Raw genomic sequence first — 14767 nt, 5'->3', positions numbered from 1 at the left:
TCAGTGCCAGATTTACTGGCTGACACTCCGTCATCGCGGGCAAGCTCGCTCCCACATTTTTATCTGCGCACGCCTTAACGTCGTGTCCTGCCTGAAAATTCTTTCTGGTTATATAAACATTCTTAAATAGTATTTTTAAGAATATCAGCGCTTATCTACTATCGCTCTCACGCCGCAAGCAGTGCCGCCACTGCCAGGCACTTCTCATTTCAGGAGCACGACCATGAGCGCATCTCTACGCAGCGTCGACGGCCAGGACGAAGCAGCCATTTTGCGCGAGATCCAAAGCGCATTGCGTGACCTGCGTTTCGGCGCAGTGGAAATCACCGTACACAACGCCCAAGTGGTGCAGATCGAACGTAAAGAGAAATTCCGCTTGCAGAGCCCGGGCAACAAAACGAGCTGAGCCAAGACGGCGCTTCGATTGCAGGACCCGTACTTATAAGAAAAGCCAACACCCAAGAATTTCAGGAGCTTGTCTATGTCGTCGATTCGCCGTTACGCCCTGGCCGCCCTGGCCAGCGCCGTGTTTGCCGGTTCCGCAGTGGCCAAGGATTACGAGCTGCTTAACGTTTCCTACGATCCGACCCGTGAGCTGTACCAGGCGTACAACGCCGAATTCACCAGTTTCTGGAAAAAGGCGCACCCTGGCGACAACGTCAAGATCCAGCAATCCCACGGTGGTTCGGGCAAGCAGGGCCGGGCGGTGATCGACGGCCTGCGCGCCGACGTGGTGACCCTGGCCCTGGCCGGCGACATCGACGAAATCGCCAAGCTGGGCAAGACCCTGCCAGAGAACTGGCAGACCCGCCTGCCCGAAGCCAGCACGCCATACACCTCGACCATCGTGTTCCTGGTGCGCAAGGGCAACCCCAAGGGCATCAAGGACTGGGGCGACTTGATCAAGAACGACGTCTCGGTGATCACGCCGAACCCGAAAACCTCCGGCGGCGCCCGCTGGAACTTCCTCGCCGCCTGGGCCTATGGCCTCAAGGCCGGTGGCAGCGAAGCCAAGGCCCAGGAATACGTGAAAGCGCTGTTCAAGCACGTGCCGATCCTCGACACCGGTGCGCGCGGTTCGACCATCACCTTCGTCAACAACGGTCAGGGTGACGTGTTGCTGGCCTGGGAAAACGAAGCGTTCCTGGCCCTCAAGGAAGATGGCGGCGCTGACAAGTTCGACATCATCGTGCCGTCCCTGTCGATCCTCGCCGAGCCGCCCGTGGCAGTGGTCGACAAGAACGCCGAGAAAAAGGGCAACACCGAAATCGCTACGGCGTACCTCAACCACCTGTACAGCCCGGCTGGCCAGGAAATCGCGGCGAAGAACTTCTACCGCCCGCGTGACAAGGATGTGGCCGCCAAGTACGCCCAGCAGTTCCCGAAACTGGAGCTGGTGACTATCGACAAAGACTTCGGCGGCTGGAAAACTGCCCAACCGAAATTCTTCAACGACGGTGGCGTGTTCGACCAGATCTACACTGCCCAATAACCAACACGGCCTCCCTGTGGAATGCGGCTTGTGTGGGAGCGGGCTTGCTCGCGAAAGCGGTATGTCAGTCACTAAATGCGTTGACTGGCGCACCGCTTTCGCGAGCAAGCCCGCTCCCACATAAGTTCGTTCCTGCAGTGGTATTGAACTGTTAACCAAGGACTTTTATGTCGCGTCGTATCTCCCCCGTCATACCCGGCTTCGGGCTGACGCTGGGCTACACCTTGGTGTACCTCAGCCTGATTGTGCTCATACCGCTGGCGGCCATGTTCGTCCACGCCGCCCAACTCACCTGGGATCAGTTCTGGGCCATCATCTCGGCGCCGCGGGTCTGGGCAGCCTTGAAGTTGAGCTTCAGTACCGCCCTGTATGCCGCGCTGATCAACGGCGTGATCGGTACGCTGCTGGCGTGGGTGCTGGTGCGCTACACCTTCCCCGGGCGCAAGATCATCGACGCGATGATCGACCTGCCGTTTGCCCTGCCCACCGCCGTGGCCGGTATTGCGCTGACTGCGCTGTACGCGCCGTCCGGCCTGGTCGGCCAGTTCGCCACCGACATGGGCTTCAAGATCGCCTATACCCCGCTGGGCATCACCCTGGCCCTGACCTTCGTCACGCTGCCTTTCGTGGTGCGTACGGTGCAGCCGGTGCTGGCCGATATCCCCCGGGAAATCGAAGAAGCCGCCGCCTGCCTGGGCGCCAAGCCCTGGCAGGTGTTTCGCTACATCCTCGTGCCGGCGCTGCTGCCGGCCTGGCTGACCGGGTTCGCCCTGGCGTTCGCCCGAGGTGTGGGTGAGTACGGTTCGGTGATTTTCATCGCCGGCAACATGCCGATGAAAACCGAGATCCTGCCGCTGCTGATCATGGTCAAGCTCGACCAATACGACTACACCGGCGCTACCTCCATCGGCGTGCTGATGCTGGTGGTTTCCTTTGTCCTGCTGCTGCTGATCAACCTGTTGCAGCGGCGCATCGAACACCCATAAGGAGGCGCGGAACATGTCCCAATCGTCTATTTCCGCCGCGTCTTCGGCCAATGCTGCCCGCCGTGGCAGTGCGGTGTCGCGACGCATCCTGATCGGCCTTGGCTGGCTGATCTTCGCCCTGTTTTTGCTGTTGCCGCTGTTTATCGTGGTGTCCCAGGGCCTCAAGCTCGGCCTGGGCGCGTTCTTTGCCGCGATCTTCGAGCCCGACGCGCTGTCGGCCTTGAAGCTGACGGTGATTGCGGTGCTGATTTCGGTGCCGCTCAACCTGGTATTCGGCGTCAGTGCGGCCTGGTGCGTGAGCAAGTACTCATTCCGTGGCAAAAGCATGCTGGTGACCCTGATCGACCTGCCGTTCTCGGTCTCGCCGGTCATCGCCGGCCTGGTCTATGTGCTGATGTTCGGTGCCCAGGGGTTCTTCGGCCCGTGGCTGCAGGATCACGATATCCAGATCGTCTTCGCCTTGCCGGGCATCGTGCTGGCGACGATCTTCGTCACCGTGCCGTTCGTGGCCCGTGAACTGATCCCGCTGATGCAGGAGCAGGGCACCCAGGAAGAAGAAGCCGCACGCCTGCTGGGCGCCAATGGCTGGCAGATGTTCTGGCATGTCACCGTGCCCAACATCAAGTGGGGCCTGATCTACGGCGTGGTGCTGTGTACCGCGCGGGCGATGGGTGAGTTTGGCGCGGTGTCGGTGGTGTCCGGGCACATTCGCGGCGTGACCAACACCTTGCCGCTGCACGTCGAGATTCTCTACAACGAATACAACCACGTTGCCGCGTTTGCGGTGGCGAGTCTGTTGCTGATCCTGGCGCTCTTCATCCTGCTGCTCAAGCAGTGGAGCGAGAACCGTATTAACCGCCTGCGCGCCGGTGCGGCTGAGGAATAAGTCATGTCGATCGAAGTCCGTAACGTCAGCAAGAACTTCAACGCCTTCAAGGCCCTGGACAGCATCAACCTGGATATCCAGAGTGGCGAGCTGGTGGCTTTGCTTGGCCCCTCCGGCTGCGGCAAGACCACCTTGCTGCGCATCATTGCTGGCCTGGAAACCCCGGATGCCGGGAGCATCGTGTTTCACGGTGAAGACGTGTCCGGCCACGATGTGCGTGATCGCAACGTCGGCTTTGTGTTCCAGCACTACGCGCTGTTCCGCCACATGACCGTGTTCGACAACGTCGCCTTCGGCCTGCGCATGAAGCCGAAGAACCAGCGCCCGAACGAAACCCAGATCGCCGCCAAGGTCCACGAACTGCTGAACATGGTGCAACTGGACTGGCTGTCGGATCGCTACCCGGAACAACTCTCCGGCGGCCAGCGCCAGCGGATCGCCCTGGCCCGTGCCCTGGCGGTGGAGCCCAAGGTACTGCTGCTCGACGAGCCTTTCGGCGCCCTGGACGCCAAGGTCCGCAAGGAACTGCGCCGCTGGCTGGCACGCCTGCACGAGGACATCAACCTGACCTCGGTATTCGTGACCCACGACCAGGAAGAAGCCATGGAAGTTGCCGACCGGATCGTGGTGATGAACAAGGGCGTGATCGAGCAGATCGGCTCACCGGGCGACGTCTACGAAAACCCGGCCAGCGATTTCGTCTATCACTTCCTCGGCGACTCCAACCGCCTGCACCTGGGTGCAGACCAGCACCTGCTGTTCCGCCCCCACGAAGTGTCGTTGTCACGCCATGAACTGGAAGACCACCATGCTGCGCAAGTGCGCGACATCCGCCCGCTGGGCGCCACCACGCGGGTCACGCTGAAGGTCGAAGGCCAGAGCGAGCTGATCGAAGCGGAAGTGGTGAAGGATCACGACAGCCTGACCGGGCTGGCGCGGGGCGAGACGTTGTTCTTCAAGCCCAAGGTCTGGCAAAAGGCTTAAAAAATTGCAAAAAATCTGTGGGAGCGGGCTTGCTCGCGAACGCGCAGTGTCAGTCACTGGATGTACCGACTGAACCACCGCTTTCGCGAGCAAGGCCGCTCCCACATTTGGATTACCGGTGCTTCTCAGACCGTGGCGTTCTTGTGACGCGCGCGCACCGGCCCCGCCCGCTCTTCAATTTGCCGCTTGAGCTCATGGCGCAACCCCAGCAGAAACGCCAGCTCTGCCACCACAAACAACGGCCCCACGATCAGCCCGGACACGTCATCGACGAACGCAGGCTTGCGCCCCTCGTAGTAGTGGCCGACAAACTGGATCACCCAGCCCAGCACAAACAGTCCGATACCACTGCTGAGCCACACCAGCGTGCTTTGCGCCGCCAGCACATGCCCGGCCCACACCGACAGGCCCATCAGCACGCTCATCAACACCCCCAGCGCCAGTTCCAGGCGCAGGTAGAACCCCGCAGAAAACAGTGCCAGCAGCACCGCCGGTGACAGCCACAGGCCGGCCACTTGCCATTCGGGGCGTGACAGCAGCACGGCGACGGCCACCACTATCATGGGGATGCCGATAAAGTGGCTGGCGATGTTGCGCGGGTCGCGGTGGTAGGCGGCGTATTGGCTCAGATGGTCGACGAGGCTTTTCATTGTTATTCCTCCTGTAGGATGCTTGATCATGCCCTGTAGGACTGCGACAAACTGTCAACTGGGCGACAATCTTTGGAGTTCTCATGGACGCAGAGTCTTGGCATGGGCGCCTGTCCAGCGGCCACTGGTACCGCCATCTGCCTGCTCCCTTGCAGCATAGCTTGCTGGCCAACGCCCGCGTGCGGCAGCTGGCGGCGGGGCAGGTGCTGTTCAAGCGCGGCGACCCACCGTGCGGCTTGTATGCGGTGCTCGATGGCAGCCTGCGCATCAGCGCGGTGAACGAGCAGGGCAAGGAAGCGTTGTTGAGCCTGGCGCAAGCGCCTTTCTGGTTTGGCGAAATCGCCGTGTTCGACGGTCTGCCACGCACCCACGACGCTTGTGCGGTCGGGCCTTGCACGCTGTTGCAGGTCCCGCAGTCGGCGATCCTGCACTTGCTTGCGCAAAGCCCGGCCTATTGGCGGGACATGGCCTTGCTGATGAGCCAGAAGTTGCGGCTGACCTTTATCAATATCGAGCAGTTGAGCCTTGCGCCCGCGTCGGTGCGGGTGGCCCATCGGTTGTGGATGATTGCCGAGGGTTATGGCGAGATCGACGGCTCGCGGCGTGTGGTGCAATTGGCGCAAGAGGATTTGGCGGCGATGCTGGGTGTGTCGCGCCAGACCACCAATGCGCTGCTCAAGGCGTTGCAAGAGCAGGGCGTTGTGCGGTTGGGGTATGGGGAGATTGAGATACTCGATGTGCTGCGGTTGCGGGAGATGGCGCAGGGGTAGGCGGTGCCTGTAGCGGCCCTTTCGCGAGCAAGCCCGCTCCCACATCCGACCACATTCCAAAGAATGTACTCGGTCAAATGTGGGAGCGGGCTTGCTCGCGAAAGGGCCCTCCCAGGCACTAAATAACCTCAGTCCGGCTGGCTCGACGCCAGATCATGGATCTCCCCAGGATCCCTGCCCCAGTCATACAGCTGCCAGGTCGCCGGCCCCAAGGGCCCGGGGATGTACACCGCCTTCCACTGCCCCTGGCGAATCGCCCTGCGCCCGAACAGCTCCCAACCGGTGACGGTGTGTTCATCGTGCACCTGGCGCGCTACGACTTCTAGCCAGGGACGGTGGCGCTGCGGTAGGTGGCCGGGCTGAAGACCCGGGTCACCACCAGCATCGCGATCACCGTCACGGCCAGCACCACCCAGGCGCTGACAAAACTGCCAGTGAGTTCGCGCAGCCAGCCGGTCATCCATGGCGACACAGCATTGATCAAAAAGCCCACGCCCTGCACGAATGCCGCCAGTTGCCCGGCTTCCCGTGGGTCGCGGCGATGGTCCAGGGTCAACAGCAGGCTCAGGGCAAAGCACGCCCCCAGGCCGAAGCCGATCAGCGCCACCCACAGGTGCGGGTATTGCAGCGGCGCCAGCAGCAGGCCGAGGTAGCCCACGGTCTGGGCCAGCAGGCTGATGGTCAGCAAGGGCCGGCGGTCGATACCGCGTTGCGCCAGCGCCGGCATCAACAGCGCGGCGATCACCTGGAAAATCGTCATGAACGCCAGCAGCGAGCCGCTGGGCAGCACGCCCCAACCCAGTTGCTGGTAGTACGCCGGCAGCCACGCCACCATGCTCATGTACCCGCAATTCACCAGGCCGAAATACAGCGCCAGCAACCAGGCACGGCGATTGCGCAGGCCCTTGAGCGGCGCCGTCGCCTGCAGGTTTTTCGCCGCGCCCAACGGCAGCCATGCCCACAGCAGCAACGCGCCGAGCGCCGGCAGCAGCCAGATGCCGAGGCCGGCCTGCCAGTGCTGGAAATGGCTGGCCACCAGCGGGCTGAGCAGCGCCGCCAAGCCACCGCCCCCCATCAACGAGGCCGAATACACCCCCATCGCCAGCGGCACCCGGTGGTGGAACTGGCGCTTGATCATCGCCGGCACCAGCGCCTGGATCAGCGCCACCCCGGCCCCGCCCAGCAAGGCCGTGGCCAGCAGCGCCGGTGCCTGGCCCAGCAGCCAGCGCGCCAGGCACGCCAGCAGGATCATCATCAAGCCCAGGGCAATCCCGCGCCGCTCGCCCAACTGCGCTTCGACGCGGATGCCCACCAGCGCCACCAAACCCATGCACACCACCGGCAGGCTGGTGAGCAGGGCACTGCTCTGGAAACTCAAGCCGGTGGCCAGGCGGATTTCCCCGAGCAACGGGCTGATAGAGCTGAGGATCGGCCGCAGGTTGAGGCCCAGCACGACCAGCAGGCCCCAGCCGGCGAGGGATTTATTCAGGGGCATGCAGGGTCTTCCATTGGCGGTAAAGGGCTTGCATGGCCGGCACAGGCAGGTGCTCGACGGGCAGTTGCTGGGCGGTCAATGGCAGGCTCATCTGTTGGTAAATCGCTGCGGTCGACAGGCCAAAAGGTGCCGCCATTTCATTGCTCGCGGCAAACACCACGCGGGACACGCCGCACAGGTACATCGCGCCCAGGCACATCGGGCACGGCTGGCCGCTGGCGTAGATCACACAGCCTTCAAGGCGCGTACCGAGCTGTTGGCTGGCGCGGCGCATGGCGAGCATCTCGGCATGGGCGGTGGGGTCCTGGTCGAGGTGGATCTGGTTGACCGCTTCCACCAGCACTGCACCGTCCTTGACCAGGACGGCGCCAAACGGCCGTCCACCCTGGGCCACGTTGTCCTGCGCCAGGGCCACGGCGCGCTGCAGCCAGGCTTGATCGTTCTGTGAACTCATTGCGCACCGGCTGCTTGCAGGCGCTGGGCGGTGGCGACCTGACCACGTTTTTGCGCCTGTTGCAGTGGGCTGACGCCGTCGCGGTCGGGCAGGTTCACGTCGGCGCCGGCAGCGATCAGCATGGCGACGATTTGCTGATGCGGCGGCCCGCCGTCCGAGAGCACGATGGCTTCCATCAGGCCGGTCCAGCCCAGGCGGTTGACGTGGTTGACGTCGACTCCAGCGTCGATCAGCAGGCGCACGGTTTGCACGTGCCCGCGCTCACAGGCAGGAATGAGGGCGGTGCCACCGTAGCGATTGGTGCTCTTGAGATCGGCGCCATGGGCCAGGGTCATGGCCAGGATCTGATCGTGGCCGCTGGCGCCGGCCAGCAGGTAGGGGCTGTCTTGCATCAGGTTCTTGCGGTTCACATCAGCCCCGGCTTCGATCAGGGCGCGGGCGATGTCGATGCGATTGGCCTGGGTGGCCAGCAACAGCGGGGTGCTGCCATCAATGGCGCGGACATCAAGGTCAACGCCCTTGGCCAGCAACTGTTCGACCTGTGCCAACTGCCCGCCGCGCACGGCGTCGAGCAGATCTTTATCGGCCGCCATGGCGCTACTCGCCACCATCAACCCCAGCGCCAGCACGGCGGTTTTGAAAGGAATGGGCCATGCCATGGGAACCTCGCTTCAGTGCAATGAACGCGAAGTATGGCCACCGCCTGGGGTATTCTGAAATTAAATATAACCATGCCAACCAGTGGCAAACGAGATGGTGGTGCCCATGTTCGATCCCGTGCTGTTGCGCAGTTTTGTCGCCGTCGTGGATTGCGCGAATTTCACCCGCGCCGCCGAGCGCCTGCACTTGACCCAATCTACGGTCAGCCAGCAATTGCGCCGCCTGGAAGACAGTGTCGGCTGCCGCTTGCTCGACCGGGATCAGCGCCGGGTGGTGGCGACGGTCGAGGGCGAGCGCCTGCTGGCCTATGCGCGGCGCATCCTGGCACTCAACGAAGAAGCCGCCGATGTGCTGATCAACCAGCAGAGCGACGGCGTGCTGCGCCTGGGCGTGCCCGAAGATTTTGCCGCCGAGCGCTTGATGCCGTTGCTGTCGGCGTTTGTCGTGGCCTACCCACGGGTGCGCCTGGAGGTCACCAGCGGCCTGGGGCCGGCGCTGTTGCGCCAGTATCGCGGCGGTGAGTTCGATGTGTTGCTGGTCAAGCAGATGGGCGACAGCGACGACTGCCTGGCCTCCTGGCCGGAGCCGTTGTGCTGGGTCGACAGCCGCCACATGCCGGCCCTGGGCCGCGATCCATTGCCCTTGGTGGCGTTCCCGGTGGGCGGCCTGTACCGCAATGAAATGCTCCAGCATCTGGAGGTCGGTGGCTGGCGCTGGCGCATTGGCTATTCCAGCGCGAGCCTGGCCAGTGTGTGTTCGGCGGTGGCGGCGGGGTTGGGCATCAGCCTGCTGCCTGAGCGAGTGGTGCAGGCCGGGCATGTGGTGCTCGGCGCCGACAGTGGTTTGCCCGCGGTGCAGGGCGTGCGGCTGGCGCTGTATGGGCGCAATGGGATGGGGGCGGCGGGGCAGAGCCTGCAGCGGCAATTGTGGGATTTATGCGAGGCCAACCCGCGCTGAGGCATGCCTTTGAGGAATATTTTGCAGGCGCGTAAAGCATCCTGAAGTCGCCGTGAACGCATTTTAGTGGGCCTGTTGACGCTGGCGCTGCATGGCGCGGTGATCTACTGGGTCAGCCAGAAACCGGTGCCGGTACTGCCGATTGTGCCGCCGGAAGTTCCACCGATGAGCCTCGGTTTTTCCCTGCCGGCGCCGGGGTCTTCAGCCAACGCCGCGTACCTGAAGACCCCGGCTTTATTGAAGTGACTGTGTTTTTGGTTATTAATAAATAGCTTCTTATTCCTTAACGAATATATGCCCCGTCCCTATACTGGTCAGCAACGTTAAACGCTGCAGGAGGGCACACCCATGCACAGCGAGTTGATCCGTTACCTGATCGTGCCGGGCTGGCAAGGATCGCCAGAAGATCATTGGCAAACCCATTGGCAGAACAGCCTGCCCAACAGCGCCCGCGTGGAGCAGGCCGACTGGTTGACCCCGCGCCGTGAAGACTGGGTGGCGGCCCTGGCCGAAGCCATTGCGGCCGACAGTACCCCGGTGATTCTTATCGCCCACAGCCTGGGTTGCATCACGGTGGCGCACTGGGCGGCCAGCGCGCCGTTGCAGTTCCTGCGCCAGGTGCGTGGGGCCTTGCTGGTGGCCCCGGCAGATGTCGAGCGCCCGGCGTGTGCGCCGGCGTTGCGCAACTTTGCACCGATTCCCCGTGACCTGTTGCCGTTTCCCAGCCAGGTCGTCAGCTCCGACAACGACAGTGCGGTCAGCGCCCCTCGGGCCCTGGAGCTGGCGCGTAACTGGGGGGCTGAAGCCGGGATTCTCGCAGGTGCCGGGCATATCAACGTGAAGTCCGGCCACCAGCGCTGGGAGCAGGGTTTCGCCTACCTCTATCGCCTGCAAAACCGTCTGGAGCATCACTCCCGACGCCGCGCCTAATACCTTTTCAACGCCCCGTCCCTTGAATGGAAACGGGGCGGGAGCCTGCCATGAGCCTGCATGAAACCTTCGGCCAGCCGTTGCTGACCTTCCCCGACGCCGAAAAAAGCCCCTTGAGCATCCGCGCCAAGGCGCTGGTATTTGTCGACCCCCGTTCCCGGCAACTGCGCGAAGACCTCGAAAGCCTGGCCCCGCGTGCCTTGCCCGTACTGATTCGCGGCGAAACCGGCAGCGGTAAAGAGCTGCTGGCGCGCCATGTCCATCGCGGCAGTGACCGCAGCGGCTTGTTTGTGTCGGTCAACTGCGGTGCGATCAGCCCGACTTATGCCGATGCCGAACTGTTCGGCTATGCCGCCGGCAGCCACAGCGGCGCGGCCAGCAGCCGGGCCGGTTGGTTCGGCTCGGCCAACGGCGGCACCTTGTACCTCGATGAGATCGGCGACTTGCCGCTGCCGATCCAGATCAAGCTGCTCGCCGCCCTGGAAAACCACGAAGTCACCCGCGTAGGGGCGCATCAACCGAGCCCGGTGGATGTGCGCCTGGTCGCCGCCACCAGCATCGACCTGGCCCAGGCCGTGGCCGTCGGCAAGTTCCACGAGCGCCTATTCCATTACCTCAGCGAAGGCCAACTGGAGCTGCCGGCGCTGCGCGAGCGCGTAGGCGACATCCTGTCCCTGGCCGAGTACTTCCTGGGCATCTACAGCCAGCGCCTGGACTTGCCGGTGCCGCTAATCAGTGAGGACGCGCAGCGGCTGCTGGAGCAACACAGCTGGCCGGGCAATACGCGGGAGCTGGAGAACGTGATCCACTTTGCGCTGCTGGTCAGCAGTGGCGATGAGATCCTGCCGGAGCATCTGAACCTGCCGGTGGCGTCGGTGGCGCAGATTGAGCAGCAGGTGCGACAGATCCTGAGCAGCGGCAGCGAAGTCGAGCGCGCAGCGTTGACGCGTCTGTTTCGGGGCTTGGGCTCTGTATGAACAAAATGGAATATCAACGTGAATAAAAGGTATTGTTCGGGAATAAAAAATATCGGTATTGTCCATTCCACGCCGCGATAGCACATCGCTGGCACCCCCATAAGAAGTGGCCGTCACCGACGTCCCGGATTTTCGATTAAGGACACTGCATGAAAAAGGTTCTGTTGTTCACCGCCCTGGCGGCTGCCCTGACTGCCGGTATCGCTCAAGCCAACGAAAAACTGGTGATCGCGGCCACCCCGGTGCCGCACGCCGAGATCCTTGAGCTGATCAAGCCGACCCTGGCCAAAGAAGGCGTGGACCTGGAAATCAAAGTCTTCACCGACTACGTGCAACCGAACGTGCAAGTGGCCGAGAAGCGCCTGGACGCCAACTACTTCCAGACCCTGCCGTACCTGGAAAACTTCAACAAGGGTAAAGGCACCAACCTGGTCACCGTGATTGGCGTGCACGTAGAACCGTTTGGCGGCTACTCGAAGAAAGTCACCAAGCTTGAAGACCTGAAAGACGGCGCCACCGTGGCCATTCCCAACGAAGGCTCCAACAGCGGTCGCGCCCTGTTGCTGCTGCAAAAGGCCGGCCTGATTACCCTCAAGGACCCGAAAAACGCCCTGTCCACGCCAAAGGATATCGCCAGCAACCCGAAGAACCTGAAGTTCAAGGAGCTGGAATCGGCCCTGCTGCCGCGCGTCCTGGACCAGGTTGACCTGGACATGATCAACACCAACTACGCCCTGGAAGCCGGCCTGAACCCAGCCAAGGATGCACTGATCATTGAAGGCGCCGACTCGCCGTACGTGAACTATCTGGTGGCTCGTCCAGACAACAAGGACAGCGCCGCGATCCAGAAACTGTCCAAGGCCCTGACCAGCCCTGAAGTCAAAGCCTTCATCGAGAAGAAATACAGCGGCGCGGTCTTGCCAGCGTTCTGATTTGCCAAACCCCCTTCAAGAAATGTGGGAGCTGAGCTTGTGTGGGAGCTGGCTTGCCTGCGATAGCATCACCTCGGTAATACTGATAAACCGAGGTGTCTGCATCGCAGGCAAGCCAGCTCCCACACAAGCCTGCTCCCACATTGGGTTGGTGTTATGCCTGTTAATCCCGGCGGTTGATCGCCCGCCGCAGCGCCACCAGCCACTTCACCAAGTCCTGCGGATCAATCGGTTTCGCCTCGTTCATCTGTCATTCCCTCGCTGGTTAAATGGCCCTCAGTCTGGCCATGCGCTGTCCTTCCTTGTGGTTCAGCGCTGAAAAAAGACCCTTCCTACATCCCCCAGAACAATAGCTGTCACCTGCCATCCCGGCGAATCCGCAGGTTAGCTTTTTGGGTGATATCAATATGCTATTTCGGTATTTAAATTTTGGTTTTTATACCTTTAAAGTCAGCTTCTGCCGACGTTACCGCGTCGAACCGGACTGCGTTTACGCCGCATTACCCCTGCGGCGCCCAGGACTTGAAATGACCTTAGACTACGCGTTTATCCTCAGCACCCTGCCGGCGTTTCTCAAGGCCGTGGGGGTAACCCTGCAAGTGGGCTTGATCGCCATTGGCACCTCGCTGCTGGTGGCGCTGATCGAGTCGGGCAAGTCCATCGGCCTGTCCGACTGGCAGTTGCTGCGCCATGTGATCCTGCCCCAGGCCGGGATCCTCAGCCTGCCGGCGCTGTTCGCCAATTTCATTTTTTTGCTCAAGGAAACCACAGTGGTTTCGGCAGTGGCGGCGCCAGTGATTCTCTAGACCACCAAAAGCTACATCGCCCTCTACTACAAGACTTACGAAATGCTCGCCGTGCTCACGCTGATTTGCGTGCTGCTGTTCTTGCCGCTGTCGCTGCTGCTCAGCCGTCTGGAAAGGAGGCTCCAGCATGGCCAGTTCGGGTCTTGAGTTGTTGTGGGTGTCGTTGCCGCAACTGGGCAAGGGCGCTGCGCAAACCCTGTCGATTTCGTTTTTGAGCATCGCCTTCAGCACGATTGGCGGGGTGGTGTATGGGGTGCTGCGCACTTTGAATGCGCGCGCGATCAACCTGCTGCTGCGCATTTACCTGGAATTGTTCCGCGCGATTCCGGTGCTGGTGTGGCTGTATCTGCTGTTTTTTGGCCTGCCGATTGGCTTGTCGGCGCCGCAACTCTATGGCTACGTGCTGCTGCCCCAGGCGCTCAAGCGCATGACGCCGCCAACCATCAACGTCTACACGCGGATCATCAAGACCAGTTCCCTGGCGGTGCTGATCGGCGTGGTGGATGTGATCAAGGTCGGCCAGCAAATCATCGAGCGCACCTATGAGTCGGTATTGATCTGAGGCCGGTGCAGGCACCGCCTAACTCGGCCAATGCCAGGCCGGCTCATCCAACACCCGCTGCCCCACAATCTGCGTCTGCCCCAGCACCTTCTCCAGCACAATCGAATTGCATCCCTCATCCTGCTGCAACGCCGCAATCAAGCGGCTGGCATGGGACACCACCCACACCTGGCAGTGCCTTGATGCCTGGATAATCAGGCGCGCCAAGGCCGGCAACAGGTCCGGGTGCAGGCTGGTTTCCGGTTCGTTGAGCACCATCATCGTCGGCGGGCGTGGCGTCAGCAGGGCGGCGATCAGCAGCAGGTAACGCAAGGTGCCGTCCGATAACTCTGCCGCCGATAGTGGCCGCAGCAAGCCTTCCTGATAAAACTCAATGGTAAAACGTCCGCCCTGCAACGGCTCGATATGCAGGCGTGCGCCGGGGAACGCATCACTCACCGCCTGCTGCAATGCCTCGGGATTGCCGGTTTCGCGGATGGTCTGCAACGCGGCCGCGAGGTCGCGGCCATCGTGATGCAGCACCGGCGTGCGCGTACCCAGTTGCGGCTGGCGCACAGGTGCATCGGCGTCGCTGCGAAAGTGATCGTAGAAGCGCCAGCCACGAATGCTTTCGCGCAGCATCAGCACTTCCGGCGAGCCGTGCAGGCTGCCGACCTGGTCGAACAGGCTGTGGTAGTTCGGCGTGTGCTGGGCCAGCACATCCCAGGCCTGCCCGTCTCGGGCGCGCACCATCGCCCCGGAGCGCTGCACCAGCAGGCTGGCCGGGCGATAGACGTGACCGGCCCAGATGCATTCCTTCTTGATCTCGGGGTCGAGGGAAAAATACGACGAGCTGGGTACTGGCAAGCCCAGGGAAATCGCGTAGCTGAAATCCTCCCCGGCAAAGCCCAGGCGCAAGCGCTTGGCGCCTTGGGCCACGCTGCCTTGTACCGGGATTTCGCCATTGAGCATGCGCCGGCTGACGTTTTCGGGGCCGGCCCAGAACGTCGAATCCAGGCCCCCTTCACGGGCCAGCGCATTGATCACGCCGCCCTGGGCGGTTTCTGCCAGCAGGCGCAAGGCGCGGTACAGGTTGGACTTGCCGCTGCCATTGGGGCCGGTGATCAGGTTCAGCCGATCCAGCGGTACCACCAATTTATTGATCGAGCGGTAATTGGCTACCGCTAAGGTCTTGAGCATTGAGGGCGTTCCGCGCCGGCATGGACCAACATCTTATCGCGTAGAAC

Annotated in this window: 16 protein-coding genes and 3 pseudogenes; 13 read left to right on the top strand and 6 right to left on the bottom strand. The window is 62.3% G+C overall.

The window, feature by feature from the left end:
• Nucleotides 1-223 precede the first annotated feature (223 nt).
• The 5 genes from oscA to JFT44_RS20235 all read left to right on the top strand — a co-directional run bounded on the left by oscA (nucleotide 224) and on the right by JFT44_RS20235 (nucleotide 4348).
• Complete coding sequence (oscA, locus tag JFT44_RS20255; protein ID WP_057436988.1) at nucleotides 224-406, top strand: sulfur starvation response protein OscA; 183 nt, start codon at nucleotides 224-226, stop codon at nucleotides 404-406.
• A 75-nt stretch (nucleotides 407-481) separates the two neighbouring features.
• Entirely contained in the window at nucleotides 482-1492 is a 1011-nt protein-coding gene (locus JFT44_RS20250) for a sulfate ABC transporter substrate-binding protein (RefSeq protein WP_120731206.1), read from the top strand.
• A 167-nt stretch (nucleotides 1493-1659) separates the two neighbouring features.
• On the top strand, nucleotides 1660-2478 hold the full coding sequence (gene cysT / locus JFT44_RS20245; RefSeq protein WP_057436992.1) for a sulfate ABC transporter permease subunit CysT: 819 nt from the start codon (nucleotides 1660-1662) through the stop codon (nucleotides 2476-2478).
• Nucleotides 2479-2491: 13 nt separating this feature from the next.
• Nucleotides 2492-3364 (top strand): sulfate ABC transporter permease subunit CysW, encoded by an 873-nt coding sequence (cysW, locus tag JFT44_RS20240; RefSeq protein ID WP_029299486.1) that lies wholly within the window; start codon nucleotides 2492-2494, stop codon nucleotides 3362-3364.
• Nucleotides 3365-3367: 3 nt separating this feature from the next.
• Nucleotides 3368-4348: a sulfate/molybdate ABC transporter ATP-binding protein gene (locus tag JFT44_RS20235; RefSeq protein ID WP_057957971.1), complete on the top strand. Its 981-nt coding sequence runs from the start codon at nucleotides 3368-3370 to the stop codon at nucleotides 4346-4348.
• A gap of 125 nt (nucleotides 4349-4473) precedes the next feature.
• On the opposite strand, the gene JFT44_RS20230 is transcribed toward JFT44_RS20235, so the two are convergent.
• On the bottom strand, nucleotides 4474-4998 hold the full coding sequence (locus tag JFT44_RS20230) for a DUF962 domain-containing protein (RefSeq protein ID WP_057957972.1): 525 nt from the start codon (nucleotides 4996-4998) through the stop codon (nucleotides 4474-4476).
• An 83-nt stretch (nucleotides 4999-5081) separates the two neighbouring features.
• Here JFT44_RS20230 and JFT44_RS20225 point away from each other — a divergent pair, with 83 nt between their 5' ends.
• On the top strand, nucleotides 5082-5768 hold the full coding sequence (locus JFT44_RS20225; protein WP_057437003.1) for a Crp/Fnr family transcriptional regulator: 687 nt from the start codon (nucleotides 5082-5084) through the stop codon (nucleotides 5766-5768).
• Nucleotides 5769-5902: 134 nt separating this feature from the next.
• Here JFT44_RS20225 and JFT44_RS20220 read toward each other — a convergent pair.
• The 4 genes and pseudogenes from JFT44_RS20220 to JFT44_RS20205 all read right to left on the bottom strand — a co-directional run.
• Nucleotides 5903-6073 (bottom strand): annotated as a pseudogene (locus JFT44_RS20220) (arylsulfatase); the annotation flags it as partial.
• A 17-nt stretch (nucleotides 6074-6090) separates the two neighbouring features.
• A complete protein-coding gene (locus tag JFT44_RS20215) occupies nucleotides 6091-7263 on the bottom strand; it encodes a CynX/NimT family MFS transporter (RefSeq protein ID WP_198791973.1) in 1173 nt (390 codons plus the stop codon).
• Complete coding sequence (locus tag JFT44_RS20210) at nucleotides 7250-7717, bottom strand: nucleoside deaminase (protein WP_057957975.1); 468 nt, start codon at nucleotides 7715-7717, stop codon at nucleotides 7250-7252. Before JFT44_RS20210 ends, JFT44_RS20215 begins: the two co-directional genes overlap by 14 nt.
• A complete protein-coding gene (locus JFT44_RS20205) occupies nucleotides 7714-8328 on the bottom strand; it encodes an ankyrin repeat domain-containing protein (RefSeq protein WP_233093229.1) in 615 nt (204 codons plus the stop codon). The genes JFT44_RS20210 and JFT44_RS20205 overlap by 4 nt, the downstream gene beginning before the upstream one ends.
• Before the next feature lie 154 nt (nucleotides 8329-8482).
• Here JFT44_RS20205 and JFT44_RS20200 point away from each other — a divergent pair, with 154 nt between their 5' ends.
• The 7 genes and pseudogenes from JFT44_RS20200 to JFT44_RS20170 all read left to right on the top strand — a co-directional run.
• Nucleotides 8483-9334, top strand: a complete 852-nt coding sequence (locus JFT44_RS20200) for a LysR family transcriptional regulator (protein WP_057957984.1) — start codon at nucleotides 8483-8485, stop codon at nucleotides 9332-9334.
• A 66-nt stretch (nucleotides 9335-9400) separates the two neighbouring features.
• Nucleotides 9401-9580, top strand: coding sequence for a hypothetical protein (locus JFT44_RS20195; RefSeq protein WP_057957977.1), 180 nt, complete (start codon nucleotides 9401-9403; stop codon nucleotides 9578-9580).
• A 102-nt stretch (nucleotides 9581-9682) separates the two neighbouring features.
• The gene (locus tag JFT44_RS20190; protein WP_032856553.1) at nucleotides 9683-10264 is read left to right on the top strand and encodes an alpha/beta hydrolase; all 582 of its coding nucleotides are present in this window, start codon (nucleotides 9683-9685) and stop codon (nucleotides 10262-10264) included.
• A 50-nt stretch (nucleotides 10265-10314) separates the two neighbouring features.
• A complete protein-coding gene (locus JFT44_RS20185) occupies nucleotides 10315-11241 on the top strand; it encodes a sigma 54-interacting transcriptional regulator (protein ID WP_057957978.1) in 927 nt (308 codons plus the stop codon).
• 149 nt (nucleotides 11242-11390) lie between these two features.
• Nucleotides 11391-12173 carry a MetQ/NlpA family ABC transporter substrate-binding protein gene (locus tag JFT44_RS20180; protein ID WP_057437018.1) on the top strand — a complete coding sequence of 261 codons (783 nt, stop codon included), beginning with the start codon at nucleotides 11391-11393 and terminating at the stop codon, nucleotides 12171-12173.
• A gap of 527 nt (nucleotides 12174-12700) precedes the next feature.
• A pseudogene (locus JFT44_RS20175) lies at nucleotides 12701-13126 on the top strand (ABC transporter permease subunit).
• Nucleotides 13107-13538 (top strand): annotated as a pseudogene (locus JFT44_RS20170) (ABC transporter permease subunit); the annotation flags it as partial. The pseudogenes JFT44_RS20175 and JFT44_RS20170, both read left to right, overlap by 20 nt.
• Nucleotides 13539-13559: 21 nt before the next feature.
• Here the strand turns inward: JFT44_RS20170 and JFT44_RS20165 are convergent.
• Nucleotides 13560-14720 (bottom strand): AAA family ATPase, encoded by a 1161-nt coding sequence (locus tag JFT44_RS20165; RefSeq protein WP_198831058.1) that lies wholly within the window; start codon nucleotides 14718-14720, stop codon nucleotides 13560-13562.
• Nucleotides 14721-14767 lie beyond the last annotated feature (47 nt).

Source organism: Pseudomonas sp. MF5691 (assembly GCF_016405645.1).
Taxonomy (GTDB): Bacteria; Pseudomonadota; Gammaproteobacteria; order Pseudomonadales; family Pseudomonadaceae; genus Aquipseudomonas; species Aquipseudomonas shahriarae.
Note: the sequence above shows the minus strand (reverse complement) of the source record. Positions and strands in the feature narration are given on the sequence as shown.

What these genes read in the sequence shown, in the direction of transcription:
- JFT44_RS20200 (WP_057957984.1), top strand. Translation starts at nt 8,483, where the DNA reads ATGTTCGATCCCGTGCTGTTGCGCAGTTTTGTCGCCGTCGTGGATTGC.
- cysW (WP_029299486.1), top strand. Translation starts at nt 2,492, where the DNA reads ATGTCCCAATCGTCTATTTCCGCCGCGTCTTCGGCCAATGCTGCCCGC.
- JFT44_RS20205 (WP_233093229.1), bottom strand. Translation starts at nt 8,328, where the DNA reads ATGGTGGCGAGTAGCGCCATGGCGGCCGATAAAGATCTGCTCGACGCC.
- JFT44_RS20165 (WP_198831058.1), bottom strand. Translation starts at nt 14,720, where the DNA reads ATGCTCAAGACCTTAGCGGTAGCCAATTACCGCTCGATCAATAAATTG.
- JFT44_RS20185 (WP_057957978.1), top strand. Translation starts at nt 10,315, where the DNA reads ATGAGCCTGCATGAAACCTTCGGCCAGCCGTTGCTGACCTTCCCCGAC.
- JFT44_RS20230 (WP_057957972.1), bottom strand. Translation starts at nt 4,998, where the DNA reads ATGAAAAGCCTCGTCGACCATCTGAGCCAATACGCCGCCTACCACCGC.
- JFT44_RS20225 (WP_057437003.1), top strand. Translation starts at nt 5,082, where the DNA reads ATGGACGCAGAGTCTTGGCATGGGCGCCTGTCCAGCGGCCACTGGTAC.
- JFT44_RS20210 (WP_057957975.1), bottom strand. Translation starts at nt 7,717, where the DNA reads ATGAGTTCACAGAACGATCAAGCCTGGCTGCAGCGCGCCGTGGCCCTG.
- oscA (WP_057436988.1), top strand. Translation starts at nt 224, where the DNA reads ATGAGCGCATCTCTACGCAGCGTCGACGGCCAGGACGAAGCAGCCATT.
- cysT (WP_057436992.1), top strand. Translation starts at nt 1,660, where the DNA reads ATGTCGCGTCGTATCTCCCCCGTCATACCCGGCTTCGGGCTGACGCTG.
- JFT44_RS20180 (WP_057437018.1), top strand. Translation starts at nt 11,391, where the DNA reads ATGAAAAAGGTTCTGTTGTTCACCGCCCTGGCGGCTGCCCTGACTGCC.
- JFT44_RS20235 (WP_057957971.1), top strand. Translation starts at nt 3,368, where the DNA reads ATGTCGATCGAAGTCCGTAACGTCAGCAAGAACTTCAACGCCTTCAAG.
- JFT44_RS20215 (WP_198791973.1), bottom strand. Translation starts at nt 7,263, where the DNA reads ATGCCCCTGAATAAATCCCTCGCCGGCTGGGGCCTGCTGGTCGTGCTG.
- JFT44_RS20190 (WP_032856553.1), top strand. Translation starts at nt 9,683, where the DNA reads ATGCACAGCGAGTTGATCCGTTACCTGATCGTGCCGGGCTGGCAAGGA.
- JFT44_RS20250 (WP_120731206.1), top strand. Translation starts at nt 482, where the DNA reads ATGTCGTCGATTCGCCGTTACGCCCTGGCCGCCCTGGCCAGCGCCGTG.